The 24,471-nt window shown below is 63.2% G+C and carries 23 protein-coding genes; 12 read left to right on the top strand and 11 right to left on the bottom strand.

From position 1 onward, the window contains the following. The gene (locus tag BLT92_RS13390; protein WP_092106306.1) at positions 1 to 360 is read left to right on the top strand and encodes an ArsR/SmtB family transcription factor; all 360 of its coding nucleotides are present in this window, start codon (positions 1 to 3) and stop codon (positions 358 to 360) included. Here the strand turns inward: BLT92_RS13390 and BLT92_RS13385 are convergent. Together BLT92_RS13385 and BLT92_RS13380 are read right to left on the bottom strand one after the other, a co-directional pair. Further along, positions 352 to 1,602 (bottom strand): MFS transporter, encoded by a 1,251-nt coding sequence (locus BLT92_RS13385; protein ID WP_157691442.1) that lies wholly within the window; start codon positions 1,600 to 1,602, stop codon positions 352 to 354. The two genes, BLT92_RS13390 and BLT92_RS13385, sit on opposite strands and share 9 nt — an antisense overlap. A 47-nt stretch (positions 1,603 to 1,649) precedes the next feature. Continuing rightward, positions 1,650 to 2,612, bottom strand: coding sequence for a YihY/virulence factor BrkB family protein (locus tag BLT92_RS13380; RefSeq protein WP_231938824.1), 963 nt, complete (start codon positions 2,610 to 2,612; stop codon positions 1,650 to 1,652). 208 nt (positions 2,613 to 2,820) lie between these two features. Between BLT92_RS13380 and BLT92_RS13375 the strand changes: the two genes are divergently transcribed. The 3 genes from BLT92_RS13375 to BLT92_RS13365 all read left to right on the top strand — a co-directional run bounded on the left by BLT92_RS13375 (position 2,821) and on the right by BLT92_RS13365 (position 5,517). Beyond that, positions 2,821 to 4,155, top strand: coding sequence for a TrkH family potassium uptake protein (locus tag BLT92_RS13375; protein WP_231938823.1), 1,335 nt, complete (start codon positions 2,821 to 2,823; stop codon positions 4,153 to 4,155). 14 nt (positions 4,156 to 4,169) lie between these two features. Next, positions 4,170 to 4,898 (top strand): potassium channel family protein, encoded by a 729-nt coding sequence (locus BLT92_RS13370; protein ID WP_092106302.1) that lies wholly within the window; start codon positions 4,170 to 4,172, stop codon positions 4,896 to 4,898. Positions 4,899 to 4,971: 73 nt separating this feature from the next. Continuing rightward, on the top strand, positions 4,972 to 5,517 hold the full coding sequence (locus BLT92_RS13365; RefSeq protein ID WP_172802592.1) for a hypothetical protein: 546 nt from the start codon (positions 4,972 to 4,974) through the stop codon (positions 5,515 to 5,517). Positions 5,518 to 5,575: 58 nt separating this feature from the next. Here the strand turns inward: BLT92_RS13365 and BLT92_RS13360 are convergent, their stop codons facing one another. After that, entirely contained in the window at positions 5,576 to 5,821 is a 246-nt protein-coding gene (locus BLT92_RS13360) for a hypothetical protein (protein WP_092106298.1), read from the bottom strand. A gap of 440 nt (positions 5,822 to 6,261) precedes the next feature. Further along, positions 6,262 to 7,431 (bottom strand): hypothetical protein, encoded by a 1,170-nt coding sequence (locus tag BLT92_RS13355; RefSeq protein ID WP_092106296.1) that lies wholly within the window; start codon positions 7,429 to 7,431, stop codon positions 6,262 to 6,264. 175 nt (positions 7,432 to 7,606) lie between these two features. On the opposite strand from BLT92_RS13355, the gene BLT92_RS13350 reads away from it, so the two are divergent. From BLT92_RS13350 to BLT92_RS13340, 3 genes are all read left to right on the top strand, one after another. Next, positions 7,607 to 8,668, top strand: a complete 1,062-nt coding sequence (locus BLT92_RS13350) for a helix-turn-helix transcriptional regulator (RefSeq protein ID WP_092106294.1) — start codon at positions 7,607 to 7,609, stop codon at positions 8,666 to 8,668. A gap of 315 nt (positions 8,669 to 8,983) precedes the next feature. After that, positions 8,984 to 9,631 (top strand): hypothetical protein, encoded by a 648-nt coding sequence (locus BLT92_RS13345; RefSeq protein ID WP_092106292.1) that lies wholly within the window; start codon positions 8,984 to 8,986, stop codon positions 9,629 to 9,631. A 13-nt stretch (positions 9,632 to 9,644) separates the two neighbouring features. After that, positions 9,645 to 10,124: a hypothetical protein gene (locus BLT92_RS13340; RefSeq protein WP_092106290.1), complete on the top strand. Its 480-nt coding sequence runs from the start codon at positions 9,645 to 9,647 to the stop codon at positions 10,122 to 10,124. A gap of 33 nt (positions 10,125 to 10,157) precedes the next feature. Here BLT92_RS13340 and BLT92_RS13335 read toward each other — a convergent pair whose 3' ends face one another. Together BLT92_RS13335 and BLT92_RS13330 are read right to left on the bottom strand one after the other, a co-directional pair. Further along, entirely contained in the window at positions 10,158 to 10,601 is a 444-nt protein-coding gene (locus BLT92_RS13335) for an NUDIX hydrolase (RefSeq protein WP_092106288.1), read from the bottom strand. A 33-nt stretch (positions 10,602 to 10,634) separates the two neighbouring features. Next, positions 10,635 to 11,261: a DNA-3-methyladenine glycosylase I gene (locus tag BLT92_RS13330; RefSeq protein WP_092106286.1), complete on the bottom strand. Its 627-nt coding sequence runs from the start codon at positions 11,259 to 11,261 to the stop codon at positions 10,635 to 10,637. Between the two features lie 92 nt (positions 11,262 to 11,353). Between BLT92_RS13330 and BLT92_RS13325 the strand changes: the two genes are divergently transcribed. Continuing rightward, the gene (locus BLT92_RS13325; protein WP_231938822.1) at positions 11,354 to 12,238 is read left to right on the top strand and encodes an aspartate dehydrogenase domain-containing protein; all 885 of its coding nucleotides are present in this window, start codon (positions 11,354 to 11,356) and stop codon (positions 12,236 to 12,238) included. 102 nt (positions 12,239 to 12,340) lie between these two features. Here BLT92_RS13325 and betT read toward each other — a convergent pair whose 3' ends face one another. The 3 genes from betT to BLT92_RS13310 form a co-directional block, all read right to left on the bottom strand. Next, the gene (gene betT, locus BLT92_RS13320; protein ID WP_092106284.1) at positions 12,341 to 14,410 is read right to left on the bottom strand and encodes a choline BCCT transporter BetT; all 2,070 of its coding nucleotides are present in this window, start codon (positions 14,408 to 14,410) and stop codon (positions 12,341 to 12,343) included. A gap of 202 nt (positions 14,411 to 14,612) precedes the next feature. Further along, the gene (locus BLT92_RS13315) at positions 14,613 to 15,995 is read right to left on the bottom strand and encodes a short-chain fatty acid transporter (RefSeq protein ID WP_092106282.1); all 1,383 of its coding nucleotides are present in this window, start codon (positions 15,993 to 15,995) and stop codon (positions 14,613 to 14,615) included. 127 nt (positions 15,996 to 16,122) lie between these two features. After that, positions 16,123 to 17,502 (bottom strand): NAD-dependent succinate-semialdehyde dehydrogenase, encoded by a 1,380-nt coding sequence (locus BLT92_RS13310; RefSeq protein WP_092106280.1) that lies wholly within the window; start codon positions 17,500 to 17,502, stop codon positions 16,123 to 16,125. A gap of 177 nt (positions 17,503 to 17,679) precedes the next feature. Between BLT92_RS13310 and BLT92_RS13305 the strand changes: the two genes are divergently transcribed. Beyond that, entirely contained in the window at positions 17,680 to 18,033 is a 354-nt protein-coding gene (locus tag BLT92_RS13305; protein WP_092106278.1) for a nuclear transport factor 2 family protein, read from the top strand. A 22-nt stretch (positions 18,034 to 18,055) separates the two neighbouring features. Here BLT92_RS13305 and BLT92_RS13300 read toward each other — a convergent pair whose 3' ends face one another. Continuing rightward, positions 18,056 to 18,991: a 3-hydroxyacyl-CoA dehydrogenase NAD-binding domain-containing protein gene (locus BLT92_RS13300; RefSeq protein ID WP_092106276.1), complete on the bottom strand. Its 936-nt coding sequence runs from the start codon at positions 18,989 to 18,991 to the stop codon at positions 18,056 to 18,058. Positions 18,992 to 19,076: 85 nt separating this feature from the next. Here BLT92_RS13300 and BLT92_RS13295 point away from each other — a divergent pair, with 85 nt between their 5' ends. After that, positions 19,077 to 19,940 (top strand): hypothetical protein, encoded by an 864-nt coding sequence (locus tag BLT92_RS13295; RefSeq protein ID WP_092106274.1) that lies wholly within the window; start codon positions 19,077 to 19,079, stop codon positions 19,938 to 19,940. Here the strand turns inward: BLT92_RS13295 and BLT92_RS13290 are convergent. Then, on the bottom strand, positions 19,906 to 20,730 hold the full coding sequence (locus BLT92_RS13290) for an IclR family transcriptional regulator (RefSeq protein ID WP_092106272.1): 825 nt from the start codon (positions 20,728 to 20,730) through the stop codon (positions 19,906 to 19,908). The two genes, BLT92_RS13295 and BLT92_RS13290, sit on opposite strands and share 35 nt — an antisense overlap. A 113-nt stretch (positions 20,731 to 20,843) precedes the next feature. Between BLT92_RS13290 and BLT92_RS13285 the strand changes: the two genes are divergently transcribed. After that, positions 20,844 to 22,958: an FAD-binding monooxygenase gene (locus BLT92_RS13285; protein ID WP_092109315.1), complete on the top strand. Its 2,115-nt coding sequence runs from the start codon at positions 20,844 to 20,846 to the stop codon at positions 22,956 to 22,958. Between the two features lie 406 nt (positions 22,959 to 23,364). Continuing rightward, positions 23,365 to 24,318, top strand: coding sequence for a hypothetical protein (locus BLT92_RS13280; RefSeq protein WP_157691441.1), 954 nt, complete (start codon positions 23,365 to 23,367; stop codon positions 24,316 to 24,318). The last annotated feature ends 153 nt before the right edge of the window (positions 24,319 to 24,471 follow it).

Here is a 24,471-nt window from a genome sequence, read left to right as displayed (position 1 = left end):
ATGTCGTCTGCAAATGGAATGGCCACACGTGTCAGCGAAGATGAGCGTGATGATGCCGTGTTCAAGGCGCTGGCGAATTCCACTCGGCGCCGGATCCTCGACATGCTCCGCGATGAGCCCCGCACAACCGGCGAGGTCTGCACCGCATTCTCCGACCTCGAACGCACGACCGTCCTCCAGCACATCCGCGTCTTGGAGAGAGCCGAGTTGGTCGGCGGGAGACGCATAGGCAGGACCCGTCAGCTGGCGTTGGCTCCATTGCCGATCAAACGCATCCATGACCGCTGGATCGGCGAATACACGCGAGCCGCTGTGGGGCTCCTGGCCGACCTGGACGACGGGGCCAAGAACTCAGGTTGAGCGGCGCAGAGACTGCAGTATCAAGGAGAGGACTCCGGTGAAGAGCAGCAGGAAGGCGCAGAGGAGGAATGTCACCGAGTCGCCGAGGTAGGTGAAGCCGAGCCCGCCGAGGACACCGGCGATGGCCAAGCCGATATCGAAATTCATGTTCCAGGCGACGCTGGCCTTCGCCGGCGTGCTGACAGTCGAGAAGGCCATCACCAAGCTCGCTGACTGCAGTGTGCCCAGGCCCAGGCCGATGATCATCATCGCGAGGAAGAGCAGTCCGCCGAAGACGAAGACGGTGACGACCAGTCCGATGACGGCCAGGCCCAGGCCCAGAAGATTGAGAGCGAACGGAGAGAATTTGTCGGCGATGGCTCCGGCGACGAACCGGCCGATCACGGCCGATACCTGCATCGCACCGATGAACAATGCGGCTCCGGCGACTCCGTCGCGCGGCCCGAAACCGACGATGAGACCGAAGACGACCATGCCGACGAGGAAGGGGGAGAGCATGACGATCAGTCCGAGGACCTCGCCGATGCTGCGGACTCTCCGACGACGCGAGAGGTGCCCGTCGGTGCCGTCGGCGTTGTCCGAGCTACCAGTGCTGCCTGTACTGTCTGTGCCGCTGCGGACGGTGACGTCGGAGTCGCCGTCGGTTTCGGCGGCGTTCTGGGGCTCTCGGCCGGGGAGATACTTGATCACGGTCGGCACCGCGAGGAGAAGTGAGGCGCACACGATCACGCGGAAGGTCCATACGGGAACCGTGCCGACCAGCCATAGGCCCAGCGGTGCTCCGAGAGCGGCCGCCAACGAGGTGATCCCGCCGAAGATCCCCAGCGCCTTGCCGATGCGCCCCGGGGAGGTCGTGGCCGGCACAGCGGCATTGGCCAGGACGACGAAGAGGCCGAAGCCCACTCCCCCGCACAGTCCGGCCAGCACGAGGCCGAGCAGCGGCGCGGACACGATGAGCCCGAGGATCTGTCCCAGCAGCTGCAGACCCAGGGCCAAGAACAGGGCGCCCTTGAGCCCCAACACCCGGCCTGCCCAGGGGGCGACGGGCTGGACGGCAATGACGCCGATCATCATCGTCGTCAGCACCGATCCGCCGGTGACGGTTGAGAGCCCATTGATGGAAGCGATCGAGACCATCGTCGAATAGCTGAAGAAGAACGCGGAGAATCCGAACATCGCCGTCCACACCAGGCCCAATAGTGCTGGGGTGAATGTCGAGGCATCGGACCGGTCTGAGCTCATGATTTGACCATACGGCACCGAGCGCTCCGGGCCGAAGTCCGGTTCTCTCACGCCGAGGTTGCCCGTCGTTCGATCTCAGCGTCGAGTTCGGCGCCGAAGATGAGCGCCAGATTCACCATCCACAGCCAGGCGAATCCGACGATCACGCCCCCGATTGCACCGTAGGTGGCGTTGTAGTTGTCGAAATTGTTGATGTAGACGACGAATCCGAGAGACACGATGACGACTGTGAGGAGTGCAATGAACGCACCGATGCTCGACCAGCGGAACTTCGCCTTCTTCACATTCGGGGTCGCATAGTACAGAAGGGCGATCATGAGCATGACGAAGAAGATCACTACCGGCCATCTGGCGATGCTCCAGACCATCACCGCTACCGGCCCCAAGCCGACCAGCCGGCCAAGCGACTCCGCGATGGGACCGGAGACCACGAGCAGCAGACCGAGTGCGCCCATGAGGAGCAGCAGCACCAGAGTGATCAGCAGCATCATCGGCTTGAGCTTCCACAGGGGACGGCTCTCCTGCACGGAGTATGCCTTGTTCGCCGCCCGCCCGAAGGCACCGACGTACTTCGACGACGACCAGATTGCGATGATGAGGCTGACGATGAGAGTGAGACCGGCAGCCGGGGTCGACACCAGCTCGGACACGATCGGACGGATCGCCTCGGCGGCTTCGGTCGACAGGTCCGAGGCCAAGCCCAGGACCGCCTCGGTGGTGGACTTCGCCTCCCCGATCACACCGAGCATCGACACGAGGGCAAGAGTGGCCGGTGCCATTGACAGCAGCGCATAGAACGCCAGACCCGCTGCCAGGTCGAGCCCCTGGTCACTGATCACGTGACGGATCGTGTTGGCGAGGATGCCCCTCTTGCCTCGTTCCATCGTCCGTGCCCTGGCTCTCACGCGATCACTCAGTGGCCGATCGCGGCGGGCCGATGCCTCGGCACCGAAGAGCGGCTCGGCACGAGCCATCGACGGCTCGTCACGAGCGGGGAAGTTCTCTGCCATGACATTCTCCTGGCTGCGGGGACAGCCTGCTGGGGATTGCGCACTACGGTGACATCGTAGTCGTTCACAGCTTTCACTCAGCCCCGCCATGCCGCCCGAGGAGCTCCCGTTCCAGCGGTCTCTCCGAAGCTCGCAGGCAAGTTGTACTGTTGGGCCATGGTGACAACCGCGGAAGCCGTGCTGATGCGTCGTGGCTAGGTCCGGGCACGTGCACAATCCTCATCGCAACGCCATCGACCGTGTGGTCGTGACGTACCTGGCTGCGCTCATCATCGGCACCGGATTGCTGATGATGCCCTCTGCCACCACGACTCCGGGCGGAATCTCACTTTTGTCCGCACTCTTCACCGCCACCTCGGCGATCAGCGTGACCGGGCTGGAGGTCCTCTCCGTCGGCGGGGACTTCACATTCTTCGGCCAAGCCGTGATCCTCGGACTGATCCAGGCCGGTGGACTCGGCATCCTCCTCCTCACCACTCTGTTGGCCATGCTCGTCGCCGGTAAGGTCGGGCTTCGCCTCCGGGAATCGGTCGCGGCCGAGGCGAAGAGCTCCCACATCGGCGGCATCCGACCCATGGTGCTGCGGATCATCGGCCTCACGGTGGCCACGGAACTCGCGATCACCTCGGCGCTGTTCCTGCGCTTCTTCCTCCACTACGACGAGCCGCCGGGCGGGGCATTCTGGGATGCGGTCTTCCACGCGGTCTCCGCATTCAACAACGCCGGCTTCGCGTTGAAGTCCGACAGCCTCGCCGCCTACGCCACCGACCCCTTCGTGTGTGCGCCCATCGCCCTCGGAGCCATTCTGGGCGGACTGGGGTACCCGGTGCTCATCGAACTCTTCCGGCACTACAGGATGCCTCTGAAATGGTCCATGACGACCCGGGCCGTCATCGTCGTCACGCCGGTCCTCCTCCTCGGCGGCACAGCCTTCATCGCCGCCATCGAATGGAACAATCCCGGCACTCTCGGCCACCTCGACTGGTGGGGCAAGCTGCAGACCGCGGCGTTCCAGTCGACGACGACGCGGACCGCGGGCTTCAGCTCCGTCGACATTTCGCAGCTGCACTCGGCAACCTGGTTCGGCATGGACATCCTCATGTTCGTCGGCGGTGGACCGGCGGGCACTGCCGGCGGTGTCAAGATCACGACAGTCATGGTGCTCCTGGCGATCACCTGGGCCGAAGTCACCGGCGGAACGAAGGCGAACCTCTTCGGAGCCCGCGTGGCCGAATCGGCGCACCGGCAGGCGACGACCGTGATCGTCCTCGCCCTGAGCCTCGTTGCTCTGTCCACGACGGTACTCATGCTCGACGCTCCCGAGCTGGGATTGGACCGAGTGCTCTTCGAAGTCATCTCCGCCTTTGCGAACGTGGGTTTGTCGACCGGCATCACCTCCGGGCTGTCCGGACTGAGCCAAGGGGTGCTCATCCTGGCCATGGTCCTCGGCCGACTGGGCCCCGTGACCGTCGCCTCGGCGCTGGCGTTGAGGGCCAGGACGATCCGCTACGAACTGCCCGTCGAACGACCACTGATCGGCTGAGAAAGGACACTGATATGAATACGAAATCCTGGCGAGCGAGGCCGGCCGCGTTCTTCCTGGGTGATCCCGCTCCGCTGGCGCAGCACGGTGCGGTTGCCGTCATCGGTCTGGGGCGCTTCGGCGGATCGCTGGCATCCGAGCTCGCCGCTCACGGTGTCGACGTCATCGGCATCGATATCGACGAGGCAGTCGTGGCCCACTACGCGGAGACGCTGGCCTTCGTATCGCGGGCCGACTCCACCGACGAGGCTGTTCTGCGCCAGCTCGGAATCGACGAAGTCAGCCGGGTGGTGATTGCCATCGGCAGCGATCTCGAGGCCAGCATCCTCACCGCTTCCAAGATCCTGAAGATCGGGAACCGACACATCTGGGCCAAGGCGATCAGCCAGACGCATGCGGAGATCCTCGATCAGCTCGGCATCGAGAACGTGATCCGGCCGGATAACGACATGGGTCGCCGTCTGGCCCATCTGATCCGCGGACATATGTCGGACTTCCTGCCGATCAGCGATGACTTCGTACTGGCTCGCACGACTCCACCGACGCGCTTCTCCGACTCGCCCCTGGGGTCCTTCGATCTGCGCGGCACGTACGGTGTGACGGTCGTGGCGTTCAGGCGCAGCGGCGACGAGCACTGGGACATCGCGGATCAGGATGTGACGCTGTATGCCGAGGACGAGATGCTCATCGCCGGCACCCCGCGCAAGGTCGAGGACTTCAGCGCCTTCGACAAGGACGACTGAGGCTGGAGTGCTGCGGGAATCAGCGTCGTCGGAAATTCATCACCAGGTCAATGCCCGTCTGTACAATCACGTCATGACCTCCATCACAGAATCTGATTCCAGCGGCGTCATCGACACGGCCTTCGTGCTGCGATTCGAGCCTCAGTACACGGTCACGGAGGCCGAGGCTGAGATCTTCGATTCCATCGGACCGAGGGTCGTCAAACGTGAGGCCTACAAGCGCAAGCACTTCCTCAAGGTTGCCGAGTGGAAGTCCGTCGCCGCACGGGCGACCTTCGACGGCCTCGACTCCGATGACATCGAATATGTGAGCGCGGTGGCCCTGAACGAGGACACACCGAATCACCTGCGGTTGCCGTTCCTCACGGTGCTCCCTGGTGTCGGCAGGCCGTTGGCCAGCACCCTGCTCACGGTGTTCAACCCGAAGAAGTTCGCCATCATGGACTCACGTGCCACGGGGGTCCTGCACGAGTTCGGCCTGATCGAATCGATCAACCCGAATCAGACGGACTATCAGGCCTATCGGAAATTAGTGAAGTCACTGGCGAAGGGCGCGAACTGCACACCGCTCGATCTGTACCGGGCGCTCATCGCCTACTCGCGGACGTCCAACGACTGACACGAACCGGGTTGAACTGTCACGAACCGCGTTGAGGAGCGCGCCTCGCCTCTGTGTCTTATCGCCTGTGTGCCTGAGGCCCGCGCGCCCGTCCCCAGTCGGCCAATTGCCACATGCGCGTCACTGCACGGACGATCAGGTACAGCACCAACAGGGGCCAGACGGGGACGAAGAATCCCATCCGTGCGGCATCTCTGCGATCGCGCCACGATCGTCCGTAATCGGCCTTCGACAGCAGCAGGATGATGATGAAAACGGCCACCCCGGCATAGGCGATCATCGAAATGGCGACGGTTTGGATCATGAGTCGTCTCGCAGACTGCGCCGCAGCGGCCGTTCGCTCACTCTCACCTGTCGATCACTTCCATCAGTGCACACAATTCCTCAGCCATCCCTCAAGACGCTCATCTATAACCCGGTTCTTCCGGTGCTCGAGGATGGCCTGGCTGCACACCGACCCCCTCGGCGATGGTGGTCGTCTCCAACCCCGGTGAATCCCTGCCGGAGCGCCATCCCGCGGTCATACGGGCGAGCCTCGGACTCGGGGCAACACATATCGCTGTGTCATGTTTCAGAAGGTTCGTCAGATCACAATCGATCTTCACTGTACCTGGAAGTTACGCGCTTGTAACCCCCAAATCGCGAGTCTCATCAAAGACGCGAACAGGGGTGGTTCCTCGGCAGGGACTCCTGCTATAATTGAATCTTTTACCATGGGCATGGCCGCTCGCAGCGGCGGCGCCATCACCGCGTCGGCCGAGTGAGTTCCTGCAGCCGCTGCTGCCAGCGAGCGATCTCTGCTGTGAGTCTCGCAGGGTTGAGGCTGTTGCGGTAGGTGATCAGCTCGGCCTCCTGAACCGGCGACATCACGCCCGCCCCGCTGAGACGGTCCAGCGGCGTAGCGGGTTCGTCGTAGATCCGCTTGCGGTGGCCGGCCGAGTCCCTGACCCAGGCGATCGGCTTCCGCGTCGGAGTGAAGAAGTTCAGTCGGTCGTTGACCACCCTCCACAGCTGGTTGAGAACCTGGCGCGCCTCCTCGGTGTCGTAGCGATTGACAAATCCGTACTCATGGACCAGGTGCTGATGCCTCGATGCCTCCGGAAGTCGGTCGCGCTGGTGGTCTTTGACCGCGGGGCTGTAGTGGATGTCGAGCTCTTTCGCCCATGAACCGACGAAGCCATGGACACCATCGCAGGCATTGACCAGTTCCACGGCATTGACCCAGAAGGGAATGCCGGTGATCTCATCGAGTGACCATTGCAGAAGATCGACGACTCGCTCCGGGGTGTTGTCCGCAATGCTGCGAGTGAATACCCAGCCGGTGTGCACACACGTCGCATTGAGCGTGAATGCATAGTCCCCGTCCAAGGTCGAGCCGGGGTGCGCAACGGTATCGACGACGAAGAAGCCCGGCTCGGCCTCGTTCTCCCCGCCGGCGAAGTCGAGGAAGTCTGCGCTGGGCGCATGCGAGCGTCGTGTCGACACATTGCGGATTGCGAAGTCACAGGATCGGGCATACCGCAGGTACCGGTCGATCGAGGCCGGACTGACAGACAACAGCTCTTCTTTCACCGACGGACTGTATCCGTCGCGTCCGGCCGTCAGGGAGCCGTGTCGTTCCAAAGAATCGAGCAGCAGCGGAATGGCAGCGGCCAGGTATTTTCCACTCTGTCGGCCGGACCAGTCCCAGACTCGTTCCAGTGAGGCCCTGGCCTCCTCGGAGTATTTGCCCTCTCTGTGGCACCGGCGGTCAGCCTCGGATGGCGGGGATTCCTGCCGTCGGGCCAGCTGAGCAAGAAGCCGGCGGACATGGTCGCGTGACCACCCTGTCATCACGACGATTTCGTCGAGGATCCAGCCCTTGTCCTTTTTCCGGGCAGATGCGTAGAGATCAAGATAATCGCTGACGATCATCCCGTGTTGTCTCCTCGAATCGCTCGCAGGAGATAATTGCGTATACATGAATTTCGCTGTTCCTCCATTTGCCTCACGGATGTGCTGCTGACCGCAGATCATTACGAATTCATAATTCGAATGCTATTGTTTGATTAGGCAGGAGGTCTTCCTAAACCGACGAAGACAACAGAAAATGTCACAGACAGCAGGGCGTCTACTCGGATTACTGTCATTGTTGATGGTTCCCCGGACCTGGTCAGGCACGGAACTGGCGGAGCGTCTCAACGTCAGCTCACGCACGGTTCGCAACGATATCGGCACACTCCGCGATCTCGGCTACCCCGTCGAGGGGACTCGCGGCGGTGAGGGCGGCTATCGGCTGGGATCCGGTGGTTCGGCTGTGCCGCCGCTGCTGCTCAATCCCGACGAAGCGGTCGCTGTCGCCGTGGGGCTGCACTCGGGACTCAGCTGCATCATCGGCGGAATGGAAGAGACTTCGGCGCAGGCCCTGGCGAAGCTCGAACAGATTCTGCCCGCCAGCGTGCGCAACCGCGTGAAGAACTTGGCCCATTTCACGGTCCCGATGGCCGGCAACCATCCGATGCCGATCGTCGACCCGAACCTGCTGACCCTGATCATCGAATACTGTCACGGTCACCAGCGGTTCAGATTCTCTTATCGCGCCGAGGCACTTCCAGATCACGGAGGCGCGCATCCAGATCCGGGGAGCGCGCCCTCAGATCAAGGGCACAGCGGAGAGTTCGAGGTGGAGCCCTATCGTCTGGTCAACCATCAGCACCGCTGGTACCTTCTGACCTTCGACACTGCGGAGGATGCTTGGGCGATCTTCCGGGTCGAACACATCGTCCCCAAACTGCCCGGCGGTCGACGCTTCGAACCCCGTGAACTCCCCGCCAAGGACATCGGTGCCTACGTCGATCGCAATGTCTCGGCCAGGAGATGGAAATGCACGGCGACAGTCACCGTGCAGGCTGCAGCATCCGAGGTCATGACGATGCTGATGCCCGCCGAGGGCACCGTCGAGGCTCTGGACGAGCTGCGCTCAACCGTGGTGATCGGGGCAGAGAGCGTTCGCACCATGGCGTTGACGCTGGCCAGGCTCGACGTCGAGTTCACGGTTGAGGATTCGCCCGAACTCAACGCGGAGATCCGCGCACTGTCGGAGCGGCTGCTGCGTGCGACACCGCCGTCGGAACCGACGGCGACTTCATCGGAGACGGCCACCTCCGTATAACGTGCCGCACCCGGGCCAGTCCACTGCCTGACGATCCTCACGTGTCTTGCCTGCGAATGCTCCGGAGCGATCCGCCTTTTCGCGGGCATGACACGTGAGTCTCATCCTTTCCTTGTCTCCGACAAAAGTCGAACTGTAGCTTTCTAAGAAATCGGCGGAATAACGCAGAGATTATTCCGCGAACTCATTGTGGTCGAATTCCACCACGGTTCTCTATTCCCGAGGCAAAGATCTCTTTCAACGCCCGCGGACGAAATCAATCAGACCCCATTGTCATCTGTACTTTCGCATTCAACATTCGTTTGGAGAATACATATGCGCCCATCGAAATGGCGGATCCCCGTGGCTGTGACAGCCTCCGCCTGCATTCTGGGAACCGGCCTGCAGGCCGACCCTGCTCTGGCCCACGAGTACGAAGACGGCCTGCCGACGGTCATCGACGTCAGTCCACGGGCCGTAGCCACCACCGATTTCATCACCGACAACGACGCGGTGACTCTCACGGCCACAGGCTTCCTCCCAGGTGAGAAGGTGCGACTCGACATCGCATCCACGCCGACGGGAATCGAAGCCATCCACGACAGGAAACGGGCTCGAGCCGATGGAACAGTGACGTTTCCAATCGGCGGCTCACCCGGCAGACCGACCAACACCTATGCGGGCGGGTATCAGGCTGAAATCACTTCGGAGCAGAGCATGGCCGAGGGGTACCTGAGCGAATCATTTTCGGTTCTGCCTGTCATCCCTGCCGACGGCACTCATGCCGGCACCGAAACCGGCGGAGCCACTCCCCCGATCGGACGCATCGGCCCTCGAGCGAACAACGGGCTTCACATCCCGCCGGGACCGGGATTCTCAGTCATCGGCGTCGGTCTGAGCTTGCTTGCTCTCATCTTCACGTCGGCGGCGACCGCCGTCGTGGCCCGGAGGTCACAAAAATCGACGACTCATGATCGACCATAAGGACAGACAGCACATGACTCTGCCCGAGCAGATGATCCGAGCCGAACTTCTCAACTCACGGATCACGCGAATCAACGCCCTGTACGCCCACTTCTACGGACCACTGTGCCTGCTGGTCATCTCCCTGACGTTCTTCCCCTACTACGAGCCGGAACCGCACAGCTCGTTCATCTACGGAAACCTGTGGCAGGAGGTATTTCGGCTCGGACCCAGCTTCGACCTGATGGCGCTGGTGGTCCTACTCCTGACAGCATTGCTGCTGGCTGTCGCCGCGGTGGGAAAACTGTCGACGAGTGGTCTCATCGCAATCCTGGTGGGAGCCACCGTCGTCGGTTCCACGCTGCTGCAGTCCCCCGGATACGTCGACCCTCCGCCCTACACGGACTTCGGCGTCTTCGACATCGTCCTCAGCTTCCTCACTGCCGGCCTGGCACTGGGGCATGCCGTGCACCTGTTCGTCCTCGAGCTGGCGTTCCAGCGCCGAGGCGTCTGAAGGTCCCCGCGCGTCACCGCACGAGCAGACGCGTCATTGCGCGAGCAGGCCCCGTTCTGCCAGCGCTGGAATAACCTGCAGACGAGTCAGTGGGGCGAACTGACGTTCCGCGTCGTCTGCCGGCATCGGTGCGTAGGGAAACCACGCGGCCTCAGCAATCTCGGCCTGATGGTTGATCCGATCGACGTCGAGTTCAGCAGGCAGGCCCTCATAGCAGAACACGTCACCGATCACCCTGTGCTCGGCTTCATTGGCCGCATCTGCGGCGAAGGTGCCCAGCGGTGAGAGCTGCCCCGCCTCGAGGGTGAGGCCGAGCTCTTCGCTGATCTCCCGGATGATCGTCGCCTCGGTACTCTCACCGGCTTCGGGCTTGCCGCCGGGGAGCATGAATGACGTCGTGCCCTCCTTTCGCACCATGAGCAGGAGGGGTTCGAGCGGGTGCAGCAGGACGAGTGCACTGACTCGGATATCTTTCATTCCAGCCTTTCATCAGGACAATCGCCCAAGTGATCAGTCGTTCCAGACTCCGGACGCGCCTCGGCGATGGGATCCGAGGACGTGCGTGTCAACCATACCGACCGCTTCCATCAGCGCGTACATGGTGGTCGGTCCGACGAATCGGAACCCCTTCTTCTTCAGCGCCTTCGACAGCGCCAGCGATTCGGGGCTCGTCGTGGGTACCTCGCTCACGGTGCGGGGACGCGGTGTGTTCTCCGGTTGGAAGCTCCAGATGAAATCGCCGAGGCCCCCTTCATCGCGCATCGCCAGTGTGGCGCCGGCATTTCCGATGCAGGCTTCGATCTTTCCGCGATGTCGGATGATTCCCGGATCGGCGAGCAGGCCTTCGATCTCAGGCTCGCCGAACCCGGCAACCGCCTCGGCGTCGAAATGGGCGAAGACCTCCCGGAAGCGCTCGCGCTTCTTCAGGATCGTCAGCCACGACAGTCCGGCTTGGAAGCCTTCGAGACTCAGCCGCTCGAACATCCCGGGCTCGTCGCGCACGGGCATTCCCCATTCGGTGTCGTAGTAGCTGCGCAGCAGCGGATCACCGTAGGACCACGGAGATCGGGCGAGTCCATCGTCACCCACAACGGCACCGTCAGTGGCTGTGCCATCGTCGACGTTCGTCTCTGTCATCGGTGCCTCTCCTCCGCTTCGCTCGTCCACACCGTTACGGTACCCCGGCACACTGACACGGCAACGACCGTACCAATGTGTACGCTGATGTCATGAGGCCAGAGCGCGAAGTGAAATCGGTGCTGATGATCGGATTCGGGGCGATCGGGCGACATGTCGCGCGCCTGCTTCACCCGGAGATCTCGAGTGGCCGGGTGACGCTGACCGCGCTGGTCCGAGACGTCGACAAGCATGCCGAGCATCGGGACCTGGGTGCCGAGCTCATCCAGATCGAGAGCCCCGAGGACCCGCGCTGGACTGCGCTGAAGGCCGATGCTGTCGTCGAATGTGCAGGGGTCCCAGCGGCCAGGAGCTATGGACCTGCCGTGGTGGCTGCCGGACTTCCGTTCGTCCTCGCCAGCGTCGGAGCTCTTGCCGATCGACCGACCAGGCAGGCGCTCCTGGCCGGGCCGGGTGATCTACACGTGACGAATGGGGCGATCGGCGGGCTCGACGTCCTCGAAGCCGCAGCTCAGGCCCAGGCTCTCGAGATGGTGTCCATCACGACGGCGAAGGCCCCCAGCGGTCTGATCCAACCGTGGATGCCCGCCGAGGAGGTCCGACGCCTCGAGGGTCTGACCCCCGAAGATGGTGCGCTGACCATCTTCACCGGCACCCCCGCTGAGGCGATCGTGAAGTTCCCCGCCAACGTCAACATCACCGTGGCGCTGGCCTGGGCGACGCGTGGGCTCGGAGTCGAGGCGAGCACGGACGACGAACTCATGGAGGCGGCCCTGGATCGGACACGAGTGGAGATCCGCGCGGACCCGCGTCAGGAGGATTCGCACCATGAGATCACCGCCACCGGGCCGGCAGGAGATTTCGCGTTCTCCATCTCGTCCACGCCGAGCCCGGAGAACCCGGCCACCAGCGGTCTCACCGCGCTGTCGGTCACGCGCACGCTGCGAGCGTGCTTGGAGGGCCTCGGACGAGGCTGAGCCCGGCGCCTGTCCTCAGGGAGGGCAGACACCGGGCTCAGCGTGGCCGCGGTCTGACTCAGACTGACATCAGTCGTCGTGGTTGGCGACCGACTGCTCGCGTCAGTCGTCGTGGTTGGCGATATTCTCCTGCAGCTGCAGGAACTCCACGTGGCGGCCGTACTTGTCGAGGACATCGTCGATGAGCTGTTCCTTCGAGTAGCCCATGATGTCGTAGCCCTGTCCGGCGCCACCGTCGAGGTAGACCTCCATGCGGTAGTAGTCCTCGGTCCCGCGAGGCACATGTCCGCCGAAGGAGGGCACACTGACCTTGTGCGGCCAGATCTGATACCGGAAAGGATACTGTCCCTCGCCGTCGACCTCGAGCTGGATGAGCTCGCCGTCATCAACGAACTGCCCCTCCGTGTCGACGCGACCGCAACGGGCCGTGACACCTCGTTCGGTCAGTTCCGCCGCGACTTCTTCCAACGTGGGGGTGAGGACTTCGCGTTCGAAGTCGCGGGCCTTGTTGCCGCTGGGGAAGGACAGGACCCGACTCAGCTGACGCTGCCAGGGTTCATGCCCGTCGCCGGTGCGTGAACGCCTGGCCAGCGAGCCCGGCAGGCTCTGGTCGACGCTGTCGACCCGGTTCGCTTCGACCCGCAGCGCCTTGTAGAGCCCGATCATCACGAGGATGACGACGAAGGCGAAGGGCAGCCCCATGACGACGGTCGCGTTCTGCAGTGCCCCGACGCCGCCGACGATGAGCATGGCAATGGTCAGTCCACCGGTGGCAATGGCCCAGAAGATGCGCAGCCCCGGACGCCCGTCATCCTGCGGTGTCGGCAGACGCGAGGAGAGGTTGGCCATGACGAGTGCGGCGGAGTCTGCGGTGGTGACGTAGAACAGCAGTGCTGTAATCGTCGCGAGTGCGGCGATGATGACGAATCCCGGGTAGTTCGAGAGCAACTCGTAGAACCCGCCTTCGGGGTTGAGCATCGTCTTCTCGCCGAATTCCTTGTCACCGTTGCGGATGAGGTCGAGAGCAGAGTTCCCGTAGATCGAGATCCACATGAAGATGTAGATGAACGGAATCGTCAGAGTCCCGAGAACGAACTGACGAATCGTGCGTCCACGCGAAATGCGGGCGAGGAACAGTCCGACGAATGAGGCGAAGGCGATCCACCAGGCCCAGAAGAACAGGGTCCAGTCGGTCATCCATGTGCCGGTGTCTTCGAAGGCGAAGGTCTGACCCGCCATGTCCGGGAACATTCTGATGAAGTCGAAGACGTTGAGGACGAAGGCGTTGAGGAGGAACTGGGTGTTGCCCGCGATGAGGACCCAGAGGCTCAATGCGACTGCGAGGAAGACGTTGAGGATCGAGAGGAACTTGATGCCTTTGTCCACGCCTGACACGGCTGAGAGTGTCGCCACGACAATGCCGACGACGACGATACCGATCTGTGAGCCCACACCGATAGGGATGCCGAAGACTTGGTTGAGCCCGGTATTGACCATGACCACACCGATGCCCAACGAGGTGGCCACACCGAAGACGGTGCCCAGCAGTGCAGCGATGTCGACCGTGTCGCCTAAGGCGCCGTGGACGCGTTTGCCGAAGATCGGGGCAAGCGCTGAGCGGATCGCCAATGGCATGTTCATCCGGTAGGCGAAGTAGGCCAGGGCGATGCCCATGAGGGCATAGAGTCCCCAACCGCTGAGACCGTAGTGGAACAGTGTCCAGACCGTGGCTTCACGGGCCGCGTCAACGGTTTCCGGCTGGGTGCTCGGCGGTGCCAGGTACTGAGTCACGGGTTCGGAGACGGCGAAGAACATGAGGTCGGTGCTGATGCCGGCGGCGAAGAGCATGGATGCCCATGCGAGCAGGCCGAACTCCGGCTTGGAGTGTTCGGGGCCGAGCTTGGTGTTCCCGTATTTTGAGGCCGCGAGGTAGATGACGAAGACGAGGACCGCGGCGACGAGGAGGACGTAGAACCAACCGAACCAGTCCGAGGTCCAGCCGACGACGGCACCGAGGACCCCCTCGGCGTTGGTGGGGGCGATGAGCGCCCAGATGGTGATGGCCAGGGTGCCCAGTGCTGCTGCGATGAAGACCGGCTTATTCACCGGAGGCAGCACAGCCTTCGCCCCCTTCTTCGACTTCTCCGCGGGTTTGTCCACTGCGGCTGACATCAGCTTGCTCCTTCATAGGACGAATTCTCGCCCGAATTGACTTGCTTCTTCTGCATACCGGCTCATTTCACGCCGGCTCACTGCACACCCATCTTTTTCACACAGGTTTCACCGGATGCGACCAACCATGCAGGCTACCATACCGTAGCCGCCGGTAACAGAGCCGAGTGTGCCGCGTGGATACGTGGCATTCGGCTCAGCCTCACAGGGAGACGAAGAACAACGCGGCGGCCATGACCACACCGGAACCGAGGAAGGTCACCGAGGTGTAGCCGAGGATGTCACGCATCTTCAGACCTGCGATGGCCAGGACCGGCAGTGCCCAGAACGGCTGCAGCATATTCGTCCACTGATCACCATAGGAGACCGCCATGATCGCGACCGAGGGGTCGACGCCCAACTGGTTGGCGGCATCGAGCATGATCGGGCCCTGGACTGCGAACTGTCCGCCGCCCGAGGGGACGAAGAAGTTGACGATTCCGGCCGAGAGCAGAGCGAGGATGCCGAAGGTCGTCGGATTCGCGACCGAGACGAGAGCGTCGGAGAACACGGCGATCAGACCGGTCCCGGACATGATGCCCAGGATTCCCGCGTACAGAGGGAATTGGAGCAGGATCTCGCCGACGTTGGACGCGGCTCCCTTGGTCAGATGGATGAGCTCGAAGGGGTTCTTCACCAACAGGAAGATCAGCGCGAGGAACGACCAGTTGACGATGTCGAGGGTCAGCCCTCCACCCTGGGCGAAGTGGACGGCGAGGTAGATCACGAGCGCGAGCCCGACGATGAGGGTCAGAATCCGCGAGGCATCAATGCGGTCGGCAGGCGTGACGACCTCCTCGTCGACGGTGCTTCTCGATTCGGAAGCAATCGACTCGGGAAGCTCATAGACAGGAGCGTCCTTCTTCGGTGCGACGAGGAAGAACAAGACGGCGCAGACGACGATGACGGCGAGGATGGCGAGGAGGTTCCAGGTCGAGAAGATGGTCTCGCTGACAGGAATAACCTCTCCGCCCAGTGATTCGGCAAGGAAGGAATCAGGAGTGGCTGCCGTCAGTGGTCCCGAACCCGAATACCCCATGTGCCAGACGACGAAACCGGAGTATCCGGCGGCGACGAGCAGCGGGAAGTGGACCTTGATTCCGCGGGTACGCGCCTGCACCGCGATCTCACGGGCCAGGAGCGCGCCGACGACGAGCCCGAGCCCCCAGGTGATGAGACTGGCGACCGCTGCGACGACGAACACGAAGACGTAGGCGAAGGCCGGACTGCCGGGGACCCTGGCCAACCGGGTCAGCAGCTTCTGCACCGGTTCGGTGTTCGCGAGGATGTGGCCGAGGAGCAGGATCAGGCACATCTGCGTCATGAATGCGAGCAGCCCGGCCAGGCCCTCGCCCCAGCCGGTGACGACGTCGAGCGGGCTGGCTCCCGTGAGGATGAACGCCAGAACGGCGACGATGAGCGTGAGAACGATGGCGAACGTCAGCGCTGACGGAATCCACTGTTCGAGGAAACGATTGACCGGACGCATTATCCCTTTGGAAGCGGCCGCGGCGTTGACCTGGGTCGACGGCTTCTGTGCCGACATGAGAACCTCCTGCTGAGAAAAGACTGTATAGGACCTCAGCATACAATCAGGGTGCTGACCGCCGGTGCGGTCAACACCCTGAGAGTCGAAAGCGGCTCAGGCGACGCGGTGCGCCGGAACCTCAGGCTCAGTTCTTCTTGAACACCATCTGCTTGTTGACGAACTCGTCCATGGCCAGCGGTCCCAACTCACGGCCGACGCCGGAGCGCTTGACTCCGCCGAAGGGCAGGTACTCACGAGTGCCTTCGGGCGCGTTGAGGAAGACCATGCCGGAGTCGATCTGGGAACCGACGCGCTCTGCCCGCTCGAGGTCGTTGGAGAACACAGCGGCACCGAGGCCGAACGGGGTGTCATTGGCCATCTCGACGGCCTCCTCCTCGCTGCTGACCCGGTAGACGATGACGGCGGGCCCGAAGAGCTCTTCGTAGTAGCCTCGCATGCCCTTCTCCACATCGGCCAGGACGACCGGTTCGACGTAGGCGCCGCCACCGTCGTAGCGCTTGCCGCCGGCGAGCAGAGTGGCACCGTCCTTGACAGTGTCCTGGACCTGCTCGATGAAGCGATCAGCGGCCGCCACCGACGACAGCGGCGACAGGCGGGAGCCTTCATCACCGGGAGCTTCGGGAGTGAACTTCTTGGCCGCCTCGGTGATCGAGGACAGGAATTCGTCGTAGACGTCGTCCATGACGATCATGCGCTTGGGTGAGTTGCAGGCCTGGCCGGTGTTGCCCATGCGTGTCTTGAAGAAGGTGCTCGCGCTCTTCGCCACGTCAGGGGTGTCGAGGAGGATGTAGGGGTCGGATCCGCCGAGCTCGAGGACGACCTTCTTGAGGTTCTTGCCCGCCTCGGCGGCCACTGCCGAGCCCGCACGTTCGGAACCGGTCAGCGAGACGCCGTGGTTGCGTGGGTCGGGCAGGATGAGGTCTGCAACCTGCTCGTTGCTCGCATAGATATTGATGTAGGCGCCCTCGGGCAGTCCAGCCTCGATGAAGATCTCTTCCATGATCTGAGCCGAGCGGGGGCACTGTGGGGCGTGCTTGAGCAGGATCGTGTTGCCCAATGCCAGGTTGGGGGCTGCGAAGCGTGCGACCTGGTAGTAGGGGAAGTTCCAGGGCATGATGCCCAGCAGCGACCCGACCGGCTTGCGGCGGATCATCGCGGTGCCGTCCTCGGGTCCGCGCAGGGGCTCATCGGCCATGAAGGCTTCGGCGTTGTCGGCGAAGTAGCGGTAGATGGCGGAGCTCAGTCCGACCTCTCCCTTGCCTTCGGGGACGGCTTTGCCCATCTCCAGCTGGATGACTCCGGCGAGCTCTTCGGCCCGCTGGGCGTAGATCTCGGAGACACGGGTGAGGATCGCTGCGCGATCGGCCACGGAAGTCTGGCTCCATTCGGTGAATGTGGTCGCGGATCGATCGAGGGCGGCCAAGATCTCCGAGTCGGTGGCGGTGGCGAATTCCTCGGCTACCTCGCCGGTCGCCGGGTTGGTCACGCGATACATGGTGGACATGTCGAGCCTCATTTCTGCTGGGGTTGTTGACCTCGATCCAACGACGCGGAACCACGTATTCGGCACCCGTCGACGCATGGATTCAACTCCCACGCTATGGCTCAATCTCCTCGGCGGCAATTCTTCGTCCCACCCATTGAACACAGAGCCGAATGTGATCGCTGTTACTGTGTTGCCATGAACAGTGTGACTGAACTCGTGAAGCGCTATTACTCCACCGTCGACGCCGGGGACCCGGGTGCCACCTCGGCGCTGTTCGCCGCCGACGGACACTATGATCGGCCCGGATATCCGACCATGGTCGGGGGCCAGATCACCGACTTCTATCACGGTGAGCGCGTCATCGAGTCGGGGGCGCACTCGCTGACGGAGATCCTCGTCGACGGCGACCGCGCCTCCAGCCGCGGGGTCTTCACCGGCCGACTCAAGGACGGCACCGACACCTCCGTGGGCTTCGCCGATTTCTTCCTCTTCGACACCGAGGGCCTCATCGCCGAACGCACCACGTACTTCTACCAAGCGGCGGTCTGAGCCGCCGGTTGGGCTAGGCACCTCACTCCTCTGAGTGTGTGCTGTCCTGACCACGCGATTCGAGCACAGCACGCTGGGCACGGTCCCGCGCCTCGGCGCCGGCATCACTCGGTGTCTGGCCGTAGGCCTGCTCAACCTGGGCATAGACCTCGGCCATCCCGGCATCGCTGAGGTCGAGAGGCAGTTCTCCGATCTCAGCGAACGAGGTCCCGATGTGGTGCATGAAACCGCGGATCCCCTTCTCTCCCCCGCCGAGGTGCATCGCCTCGAACTGGCCCACTGCGGACCAGCGCAGGCCCAGGGAATTCTTCATCACCGCGTCGAGGTCGGGGGCCGAGATGACCCCGTTCTCCACCAACGAGATCGCCTCCTTCATCAGCGCATTCTGCAGTCGGTTGCCGACGAACCCGCGAACTTCCCGGTTCAGCGCCACGGGTTCACGGCCGCAGCTGCGGTAGAACTCAAGCGCCCGCTCCACCGTGTCAGGGCTGGTGGCCGGGGCCGGAACCACCTCGACGAGGGGCATCAGGTGAGGCGGGTTGAAGGGATGACCGACGATGACGCGCGCTGCGGCCTGCGTCGGCAGCTGACGTGCGATCAATGACGCGGGGATGGTCGACGAGGAGGTCGCAAGGACCGCGTCCAGCGGGGCTGCGGCAGCGATCTGAGCGAACAGCTTCGGCTTCGCCTGCGGATCCTCGGGCCCCGATTCCTGCACGAAGGAGGCTTGTGCCACCGCGGTCTCGACGGATTCGACGAGGGTGAGGGATCCGAGTTCGGAGGCCAGCATGTTGTGGGCGGCAGCGTCGGCACTGACGGCGGCCTGCAGTTCGGAGACCACCTCGGCGAGGTCTTCTCTGGGGTCGAAGACCGCCACCGAATAACCCGATCGGGCGAACAGCCAGGCGAAGGAACGGCCGATCGTCCCGGCCCCGATGACAGCAACGCAGAAGCTCATACCATTAAGGCTATACCTCCGCCGGCCCCTCAGATATGCACGTTTTGCCACGTGCGGATGGGCACTTCGGTGGCACAATGTCACCATGACACCGCGCGAAGGATTGACCACAGTGGACTCGGAGATCATCGCCCTTGCCGAGGACGAGTACGCGGCAGCGGCCGAGGCGGCTCGGATCGAGGTGCGTGAGATTCACACCGCCGCCGAAGCTGCCGAGGCCGCGCTTCTGCTCGACGAGGTCTGGAGCGTCGACGAAACAGGCACCAATGTGCTCGAACCCGGGCTCATCGTCGCCTTCGCGCATGCGGGAAACTATGTGTCGGCCGCCTACAGTCTCGACGAGCCCGGCGAGATGATCGGCGTGACGATCGGCTTCTTCGGACAGCCTCTGGGCACGCTCATGCATTCGCACATCGCCGGGGTGCGCCACGAGGTCATCGGCCGCGGGGCCGGCTCTGCGATGAAGCTGCATCAGCGCCTGTGGTGTCTCAACCTGGGCATCACGGAGATGACCTGGACCTTCGATCCGCTGGTGGCGCGCAATGCGTACTTCAACTTCCAGCGCCTGGGTGTGGGCATGGTCGAATACCTCGAGGATTTCTACGGGCAGATGCGCGATGGCGTCAATGCTGGCCAGGCCAGCGACCGTATGGTCGTGTCCTGGCCGCTCGACAAGCCGGCCCGGTCCACCCTCGCCGAGGCGGACGACGCCTTCGAATGCCTGCGCAGTGACGACACCGGCGAGCCCGTGGTCGCCGAGGTGCCCAAGGAAGCCACGCTGGTCTCCCTCGACATCCCCTCAGATATCGAGGCGCTGCGCGGCCAGGATGCCGAGCTCGCCTCACGGTGGCGGATGGCCCTGCGCGATTCGCTGACCGCACTGGTCGCCGACGGCTGGGTCCTCGACACCTGTCTCAAGGGCGGAACGTACCTGCTCCATCATCCCTGAGGTCGACAGCACCCTCTCGGCAGGCCACGGTCAGCGCAGTTCGGATTCTCTCTGATTCGAGGGCCTCGTCCCGATTGCTGGGGACAGACACACTGATCGCTGCCAGCGCCTGCCCTTCCGGTCCACGGACGACCATTCCCAGGGCCGCGACGCCACGTTCGGTGCGTTCACGGTTGAGTGCCGATCCGGTCTGCCGGATGAGATCGAGCCGGCGTCGAAAACGGACGAACGCCTCTGCGTCGAGAAACTCCCCCGACGTGCGCGCCGTGTTCGACGTATAAAGACTGGCGAGAACCTGTGGCGAGAGCTCGGCCAGCAGCACCTGCCCGCCCGAGGTCAGTCGGGCAGGCAGAATCTCCCCCGCTCTACTGCCGATCCCCATTCGATCGGCGCCCTCCTCGCTTGCCAGGAAGCGCGTCGTCGTACCGACACGGACCAACAGGTTGCACGTCTCCCCTGTCGTCTCCGACAGCGTCTCGAGGTGTGGTCGCAGGATCTGCAGCAGATGTCGATGGGCCGACTGGGCTTCGACATTGGCCACGATTCCCGGCCCCGGGTGATAGGTGCGCGACTCGTCCTGGACGGCGAATCCGCGGTAGACGAGCATGCTCAGGAGGCGATGCGCGGTCGAGGGACTGACCTGCAGATCGGCTGCGGCATCGGTGATCGAGACTGCCCCGGTGTCACGCAGCGACTGCAGCAAGCGGAGCACATTGTCGACCGAGCTGAGCAGATGGGCAGGCTTCTGGGCCACCGTACGACGTTCCATCACCCCATCGTAGTTCGGCATCGAACCCGTTTTTCCATATAACAGAATCTATTTGCCGGTCTCTGGTGGGCACGATCACAGTGGTGTCAGACACGTCACTGATCGACGACGATTCTGCGGACACCAGGAGCATCATGCAGTTCTACCTCAACGGATTCCACCCCGGCGACCCCGAGAAGCATGCGGAGGCACCCACCGCGCGGACGGCCGAACTCCCCGAGGAGGTCGACGTCCTCATCGTCGGCACGGGACCGGCGCTAACCGTTCTCGCCGCCCAGCTGGCAGAGTTCCCAGACATCACCACCCGGGTCGTCGAACGCCGCGAGGGACCGCTGGAGCTCGGCCACGCCGACGGCGTCGCCTGCCGCACGGTCGAGATGTTCGATGCCTTCGGCCTGGCCGAGCGTCTCGTTCGGGAAGCCTATTGGGTCAATGAGACGACCTTCTGGGGCCCGGACGAGGCGGACCCGACACAGATCACCCGCACCGGACGCATGGACGATGTCGAAGACGGCCTGTCCGAATACCCGCACGTCATCGTCAATCAGGCCCGCATGCAGGACTATCTCCTCGAACACATGGCCGACTCCCCCTCCCGACTAGTCCCCGACTACGGCCTCGAAGTCACCGAAGTCAGAGTCGACGACGTCGGCGAGCACCCGGTCACCGTCTCCCTGACGCCGGCTGGCACGGCGGATGGCGGCGTGGTCGGTACGGCGGATGGCGGCGTGGTCGGCACGGCGGATGGCGGCGCAACCGGGGCGAGTTCCGCCACCACCGTCGCGCGCACGGTTCGCGCAAAATACGTCGTCGGCTGTGACGGAGCCCGCTCGGCCGTGCGCCGCTCCATCGGCGGCACGATGACCGGATATGCCAGGAACCACGCCTGGGGTGTCATGGACGTCTTCGTCGTCACGGACTTCCCCGATATCCGCCTGAAGTCAGCAATCCAATCGACGTCCGGCGGCAGCGTTCTGCTCATCCCCCGAGAGTGCGGCTATATGGTCCGCCTCTACGTCGACCTCGGCGACCTCGATCCGAACGACGCCGGGGCCCGCAGTCGATTCACCTCGGACATGATCATCCAGGCCGCACAGCGGATCTTCCATCCCTACTCGCTCGAGGTCAAGGACATCGCCTGGTGGTCGGTCTACGAGGTTGGCCAGCGCAGCGCTGACCGCTTCGATGACGTCGCCGAGGCAGAGCGCGGCACCCGATCCCCGCATGTGTTCATCGCCGGCGATGCCTGCCACACCCACTCAGCGAAGGCCGGGCAGGGTATGAACGTGTCCATGCAGGACGGGTTCAACCTGGGGTGGAAGCTCGCAGCAGTACTGCAGGGCCGCAGCCCGACCAAGCTCCTCGACACCTACGCCCAGGAGCGTCAGGCCATCGCCCAAGAGCTCATCGACTTCGATCTCACCTGGTCAGAGGCCATGGCCGCGAAACCTGCCGATCCGAATGATCCCGATGCGGGCGGAATGAGCGCGGCCGAGCGGCAGGAGATCTTCACAGCAGGTGGACGGTTCACCGCCGGCTTCGCCACCGACTATGCGCCGAACATGATCACCGCTGAGAACACCTATGAGCATCTTGCCCAAGGGTTTCCCATCGGCGAACGCTTCCACTCCGCACCGACGATCCGTCTCGCTGACGCCAAACCCGTCGAACTCGGCCATCAGGCACAGGCGGACGGACGATGGCGCCTCTATGCCTTCGCCGACGCCGGAGACCCACAGGCGCCGGGCTCGGCGAGTTCGTCGATCCGCCCGCTGTGCGATTTCCTCGCCGAGTCACCCGACTCCCCGATTCACCGCCACACGCCTGTCGGGGCAGACCCCGATGCAGTCTTCGACGTCCGCGCGATCTTCCAGCAGAACCACCGTGACCTGGCTGTGGAGTCGATGCCGCAGTTCCTGCTGCCGCGCAAGGGACGCTTCGGTCTCATCGACTACGAGAAGATGTTCTGCGCGGACCTCCGGACGGGTCCAGACATCTTCGACGTTCGTGGCATCGACCGCAGTGCCGGGGCCTTGGTCATCGTCCGTCCGGATCAGTACGTTTCCCAGGTGCTGCCATTGGACGCCCATGCCGAGCTCGCCGAGTTCTTCGCCGGGATCATGCTGCCGGCGAAGTGGCCAGCCGGCGGCCTGGATCATTCTGCGGGGCAGGTCAGGCTTTGTGCGGCTCCGGCTGCGGGACAAGTCAGGCTGCGGCGCGCCACGCAGCCTGAGTCGCACACAGCCTGAGGCACAAAGGAGCAGGGCTGTCGAGACACCGGTGAAGCGCCGAAACCACGACGACGCACCGAAGCCACGGTGCAGACCAAGTGGTCTCGACCCTCCACCGTTGCCGCGGAAGAGCCGCTGGCGCGCAACGGCGGGATGGGACGCCATCTGCCGTCGCCTGGCAGCTGCGCATCCGCATGGGCAGTCACCCTCAAAGCCGCGTCAGCCAAAACGCTCAGTGCTCCTGAGTCATTGCTCCTGACCCCTTGCTCAGTGCTCCTGATTCGGGGCTCATTGCTCCTGATTCGGGGCTCAGGGCTCATTTCACAGCGGCCAACTCCGCCACTCAACTCTTTATAGTGTGATTTGATATTATTTGATTGCGTTTGCATATATAGGATTGCATAATAGTCGTATGTTTCGGATCGTGACGAGAAGCGACCTCGCCGAATTCGATATGCCTCGCGCCGATCTCACGGCGGCTCTGAAATGCTGCCTGCGCAGAGTACGACGCGGCCGATACATCGTCATGACGGATTGTTCCTCCTCGCACTTCGATCACATTCGGGCACTGGCACACGAACCCGGAATCACGTTTCCGCAATTCCACGGCGATGTCAGGGACGCGGTCGAGGAGCTGCGGATTCGCATCGCATCACGAAGAGACTCGGTGCTGCCGAGCGATGTCTTCTCGCATGTCTCCGCCGCACTGATCCATGGCCTCGACCCTGTCGACGCAGGGACGAAGAAGGTCGAGATCTCCAGGAGCGCATACTCTCGCAGCTACCTGGATATGACTCTTTATGATCGCACGATCGCCGTCGAGGATGTCGACCACAGCCTCAGCTATCCCGTGACCAGCCTGCCCAGAACGCTAGCCGACATCGCGCTCGACCATCCACTGGAGGTATCGGTTCCGCTGATTTCGGAAGCGATGCGGGAGGGCCGCGCAACCAGGGAGTCGATCGAGCCGCACTTCGCCGCAGGAGCACGGGGTCTCAAGCGCGCTCGATTGGCGCTGACCTTGTCCAACGCTGACTATGAATCCAATGCGGAGGCATTCTGCGCGGTCAAATTCCGTCGCCACGGTGTCACTGGAATGATCCCCCAGGTCAATACCTATTCACCGACGGGCAAGTTCATCGGCAGGAATGACTTTCGACACGACAGGGCACCGGTCATCGTCGAAGTCCATGGAGTGGGCAAGTACTACATGCACCCGAAGGGCCCTGACCAGGCCGCACGTGAAAACCACCAACGCAATATGAACCTCGTCAATGCAGGATTCAGGGTATTCAATCTGACATTCGGCGACCTCTTTCGGCCAAACATCTTCGCTCAGATCAAATGGGCCATCGACTCAGCGATCAATAATCACTAGGAGCAGCAGCCGAGACAACGACGGAGCGCCGTGGCCACTGTGCGTGCACAGCCGCCTCGGCGCTCCGTCGTTGTCTCGATCTCGCAACCAGCTCGAGCCAGGCCGCGCGGACCCACGTCACGGACTAGAGCCCCCACTTCACGGATTTGAGCC

The sequence above is a fragment of the Brevibacterium picturae genome (assembly GCF_900105045.1).
Taxonomy (GTDB): domain Bacteria; phylum Actinomycetota; class Actinomycetes; order Actinomycetales; family Brevibacteriaceae; genus Brevibacterium; species Brevibacterium picturae.
The sequence above is the reverse complement of the archived record's forward strand: the minus strand, read 5'-3'. Positions and strand labels throughout refer to the sequence as shown.

What these genes read in the sequence shown, in the direction of transcription:
- BLT92_RS13355 (WP_092106296.1), bottom strand. Translation starts at nt 7,431, where the DNA reads ATGATCGTCAGCGATTATCTTGATCTCTACGCATCTGCCCGGAAAAAG.
- BLT92_RS13345 (WP_092106292.1), top strand. Translation starts at nt 8,984, where the DNA reads ATGCGCCCATCGAAATGGCGGATCCCCGTGGCTGTGACAGCCTCCGCC.
- BLT92_RS13360 (WP_092106298.1), bottom strand. Translation starts at nt 5,821, where the DNA reads ATGATCCAAACCGTCGCCATTTCGATGATCGCCTATGCCGGGGTGGCC.
- BLT92_RS13335 (WP_092106288.1), bottom strand. Translation starts at nt 10,601, where the DNA reads ATGAAAGATATCCGAGTCAGTGCACTCGTCCTGCTGCACCCGCTCGAA.
- BLT92_RS13330 (WP_092106286.1), bottom strand. Translation starts at nt 11,261, where the DNA reads ATGACAGAGACGAACGTCGACGATGGCACAGCCACTGACGGTGCCGTT.
- BLT92_RS13310 (WP_092106280.1), bottom strand. Translation starts at nt 17,502, where the DNA reads ATGTCCACCATGTATCGCGTGACCAACCCGGCGACCGGCGAGGTAGCC.
- BLT92_RS13365 (WP_172802592.1), top strand. Translation starts at nt 4,972, where the DNA reads ATGACCTCCATCACAGAATCTGATTCCAGCGGCGTCATCGACACGGCC.
- BLT92_RS13325 (WP_231938822.1), top strand. Translation starts at nt 11,354, where the DNA reads ATGAGGCCAGAGCGCGAAGTGAAATCGGTGCTGATGATCGGATTCGGG.
- BLT92_RS13390 (WP_092106306.1), top strand. Translation starts at nt 1, where the DNA reads ATGTCGTCTGCAAATGGAATGGCCACACGTGTCAGCGAAGATGAGCGT.
- BLT92_RS13290 (WP_092106272.1), bottom strand. Translation starts at nt 20,730, where the DNA reads ATGCCGAACTACGATGGGGTGATGGAACGTCGTACGGTGGCCCAGAAG.
- BLT92_RS13305 (WP_092106278.1), top strand. Translation starts at nt 17,680, where the DNA reads ATGAACAGTGTGACTGAACTCGTGAAGCGCTATTACTCCACCGTCGAC.
- betT (WP_092106284.1), bottom strand. Translation starts at nt 14,410, where the DNA reads ATGTCAGCCGCAGTGGACAAACCCGCGGAGAAGTCGAAGAAGGGGGCG.
- BLT92_RS13300 (WP_092106276.1), bottom strand. Translation starts at nt 18,991, where the DNA reads ATGAGCTTCTGCGTTGCTGTCATCGGGGCCGGGACGATCGGCCGTTCC.
- BLT92_RS13380 (WP_231938824.1), bottom strand. Translation starts at nt 2,612, where the DNA reads ATGGCAGAGAACTTCCCCGCTCGTGACGAGCCGTCGATGGCTCGTGCC.
- BLT92_RS13295 (WP_092106274.1), top strand. Translation starts at nt 19,077, where the DNA reads ATGACACCGCGCGAAGGATTGACCACAGTGGACTCGGAGATCATCGCC.
- BLT92_RS13315 (WP_092106282.1), bottom strand. Translation starts at nt 15,995, where the DNA reads ATGTCGGCACAGAAGCCGTCGACCCAGGTCAACGCCGCGGCCGCTTCC.
- BLT92_RS13370 (WP_092106302.1), top strand. Translation starts at nt 4,170, where the DNA reads ATGAATACGAAATCCTGGCGAGCGAGGCCGGCCGCGTTCTTCCTGGGT.
- BLT92_RS13385 (WP_157691442.1), bottom strand. Translation starts at nt 1,602, where the DNA reads ATGAGCTCAGACCGGTCCGATGCCTCGACATTCACCCCAGCACTATTG.
- BLT92_RS13350 (WP_092106294.1), top strand. Translation starts at nt 7,607, where the DNA reads ATGTCACAGACAGCAGGGCGTCTACTCGGATTACTGTCATTGTTGATG.
- BLT92_RS13340 (WP_092106290.1), top strand. Translation starts at nt 9,645, where the DNA reads ATGACTCTGCCCGAGCAGATGATCCGAGCCGAACTTCTCAACTCACGG.
- BLT92_RS13285 (WP_092109315.1), top strand. Translation starts at nt 20,844, where the DNA reads ATGCAGTTCTACCTCAACGGATTCCACCCCGGCGACCCCGAGAAGCAT.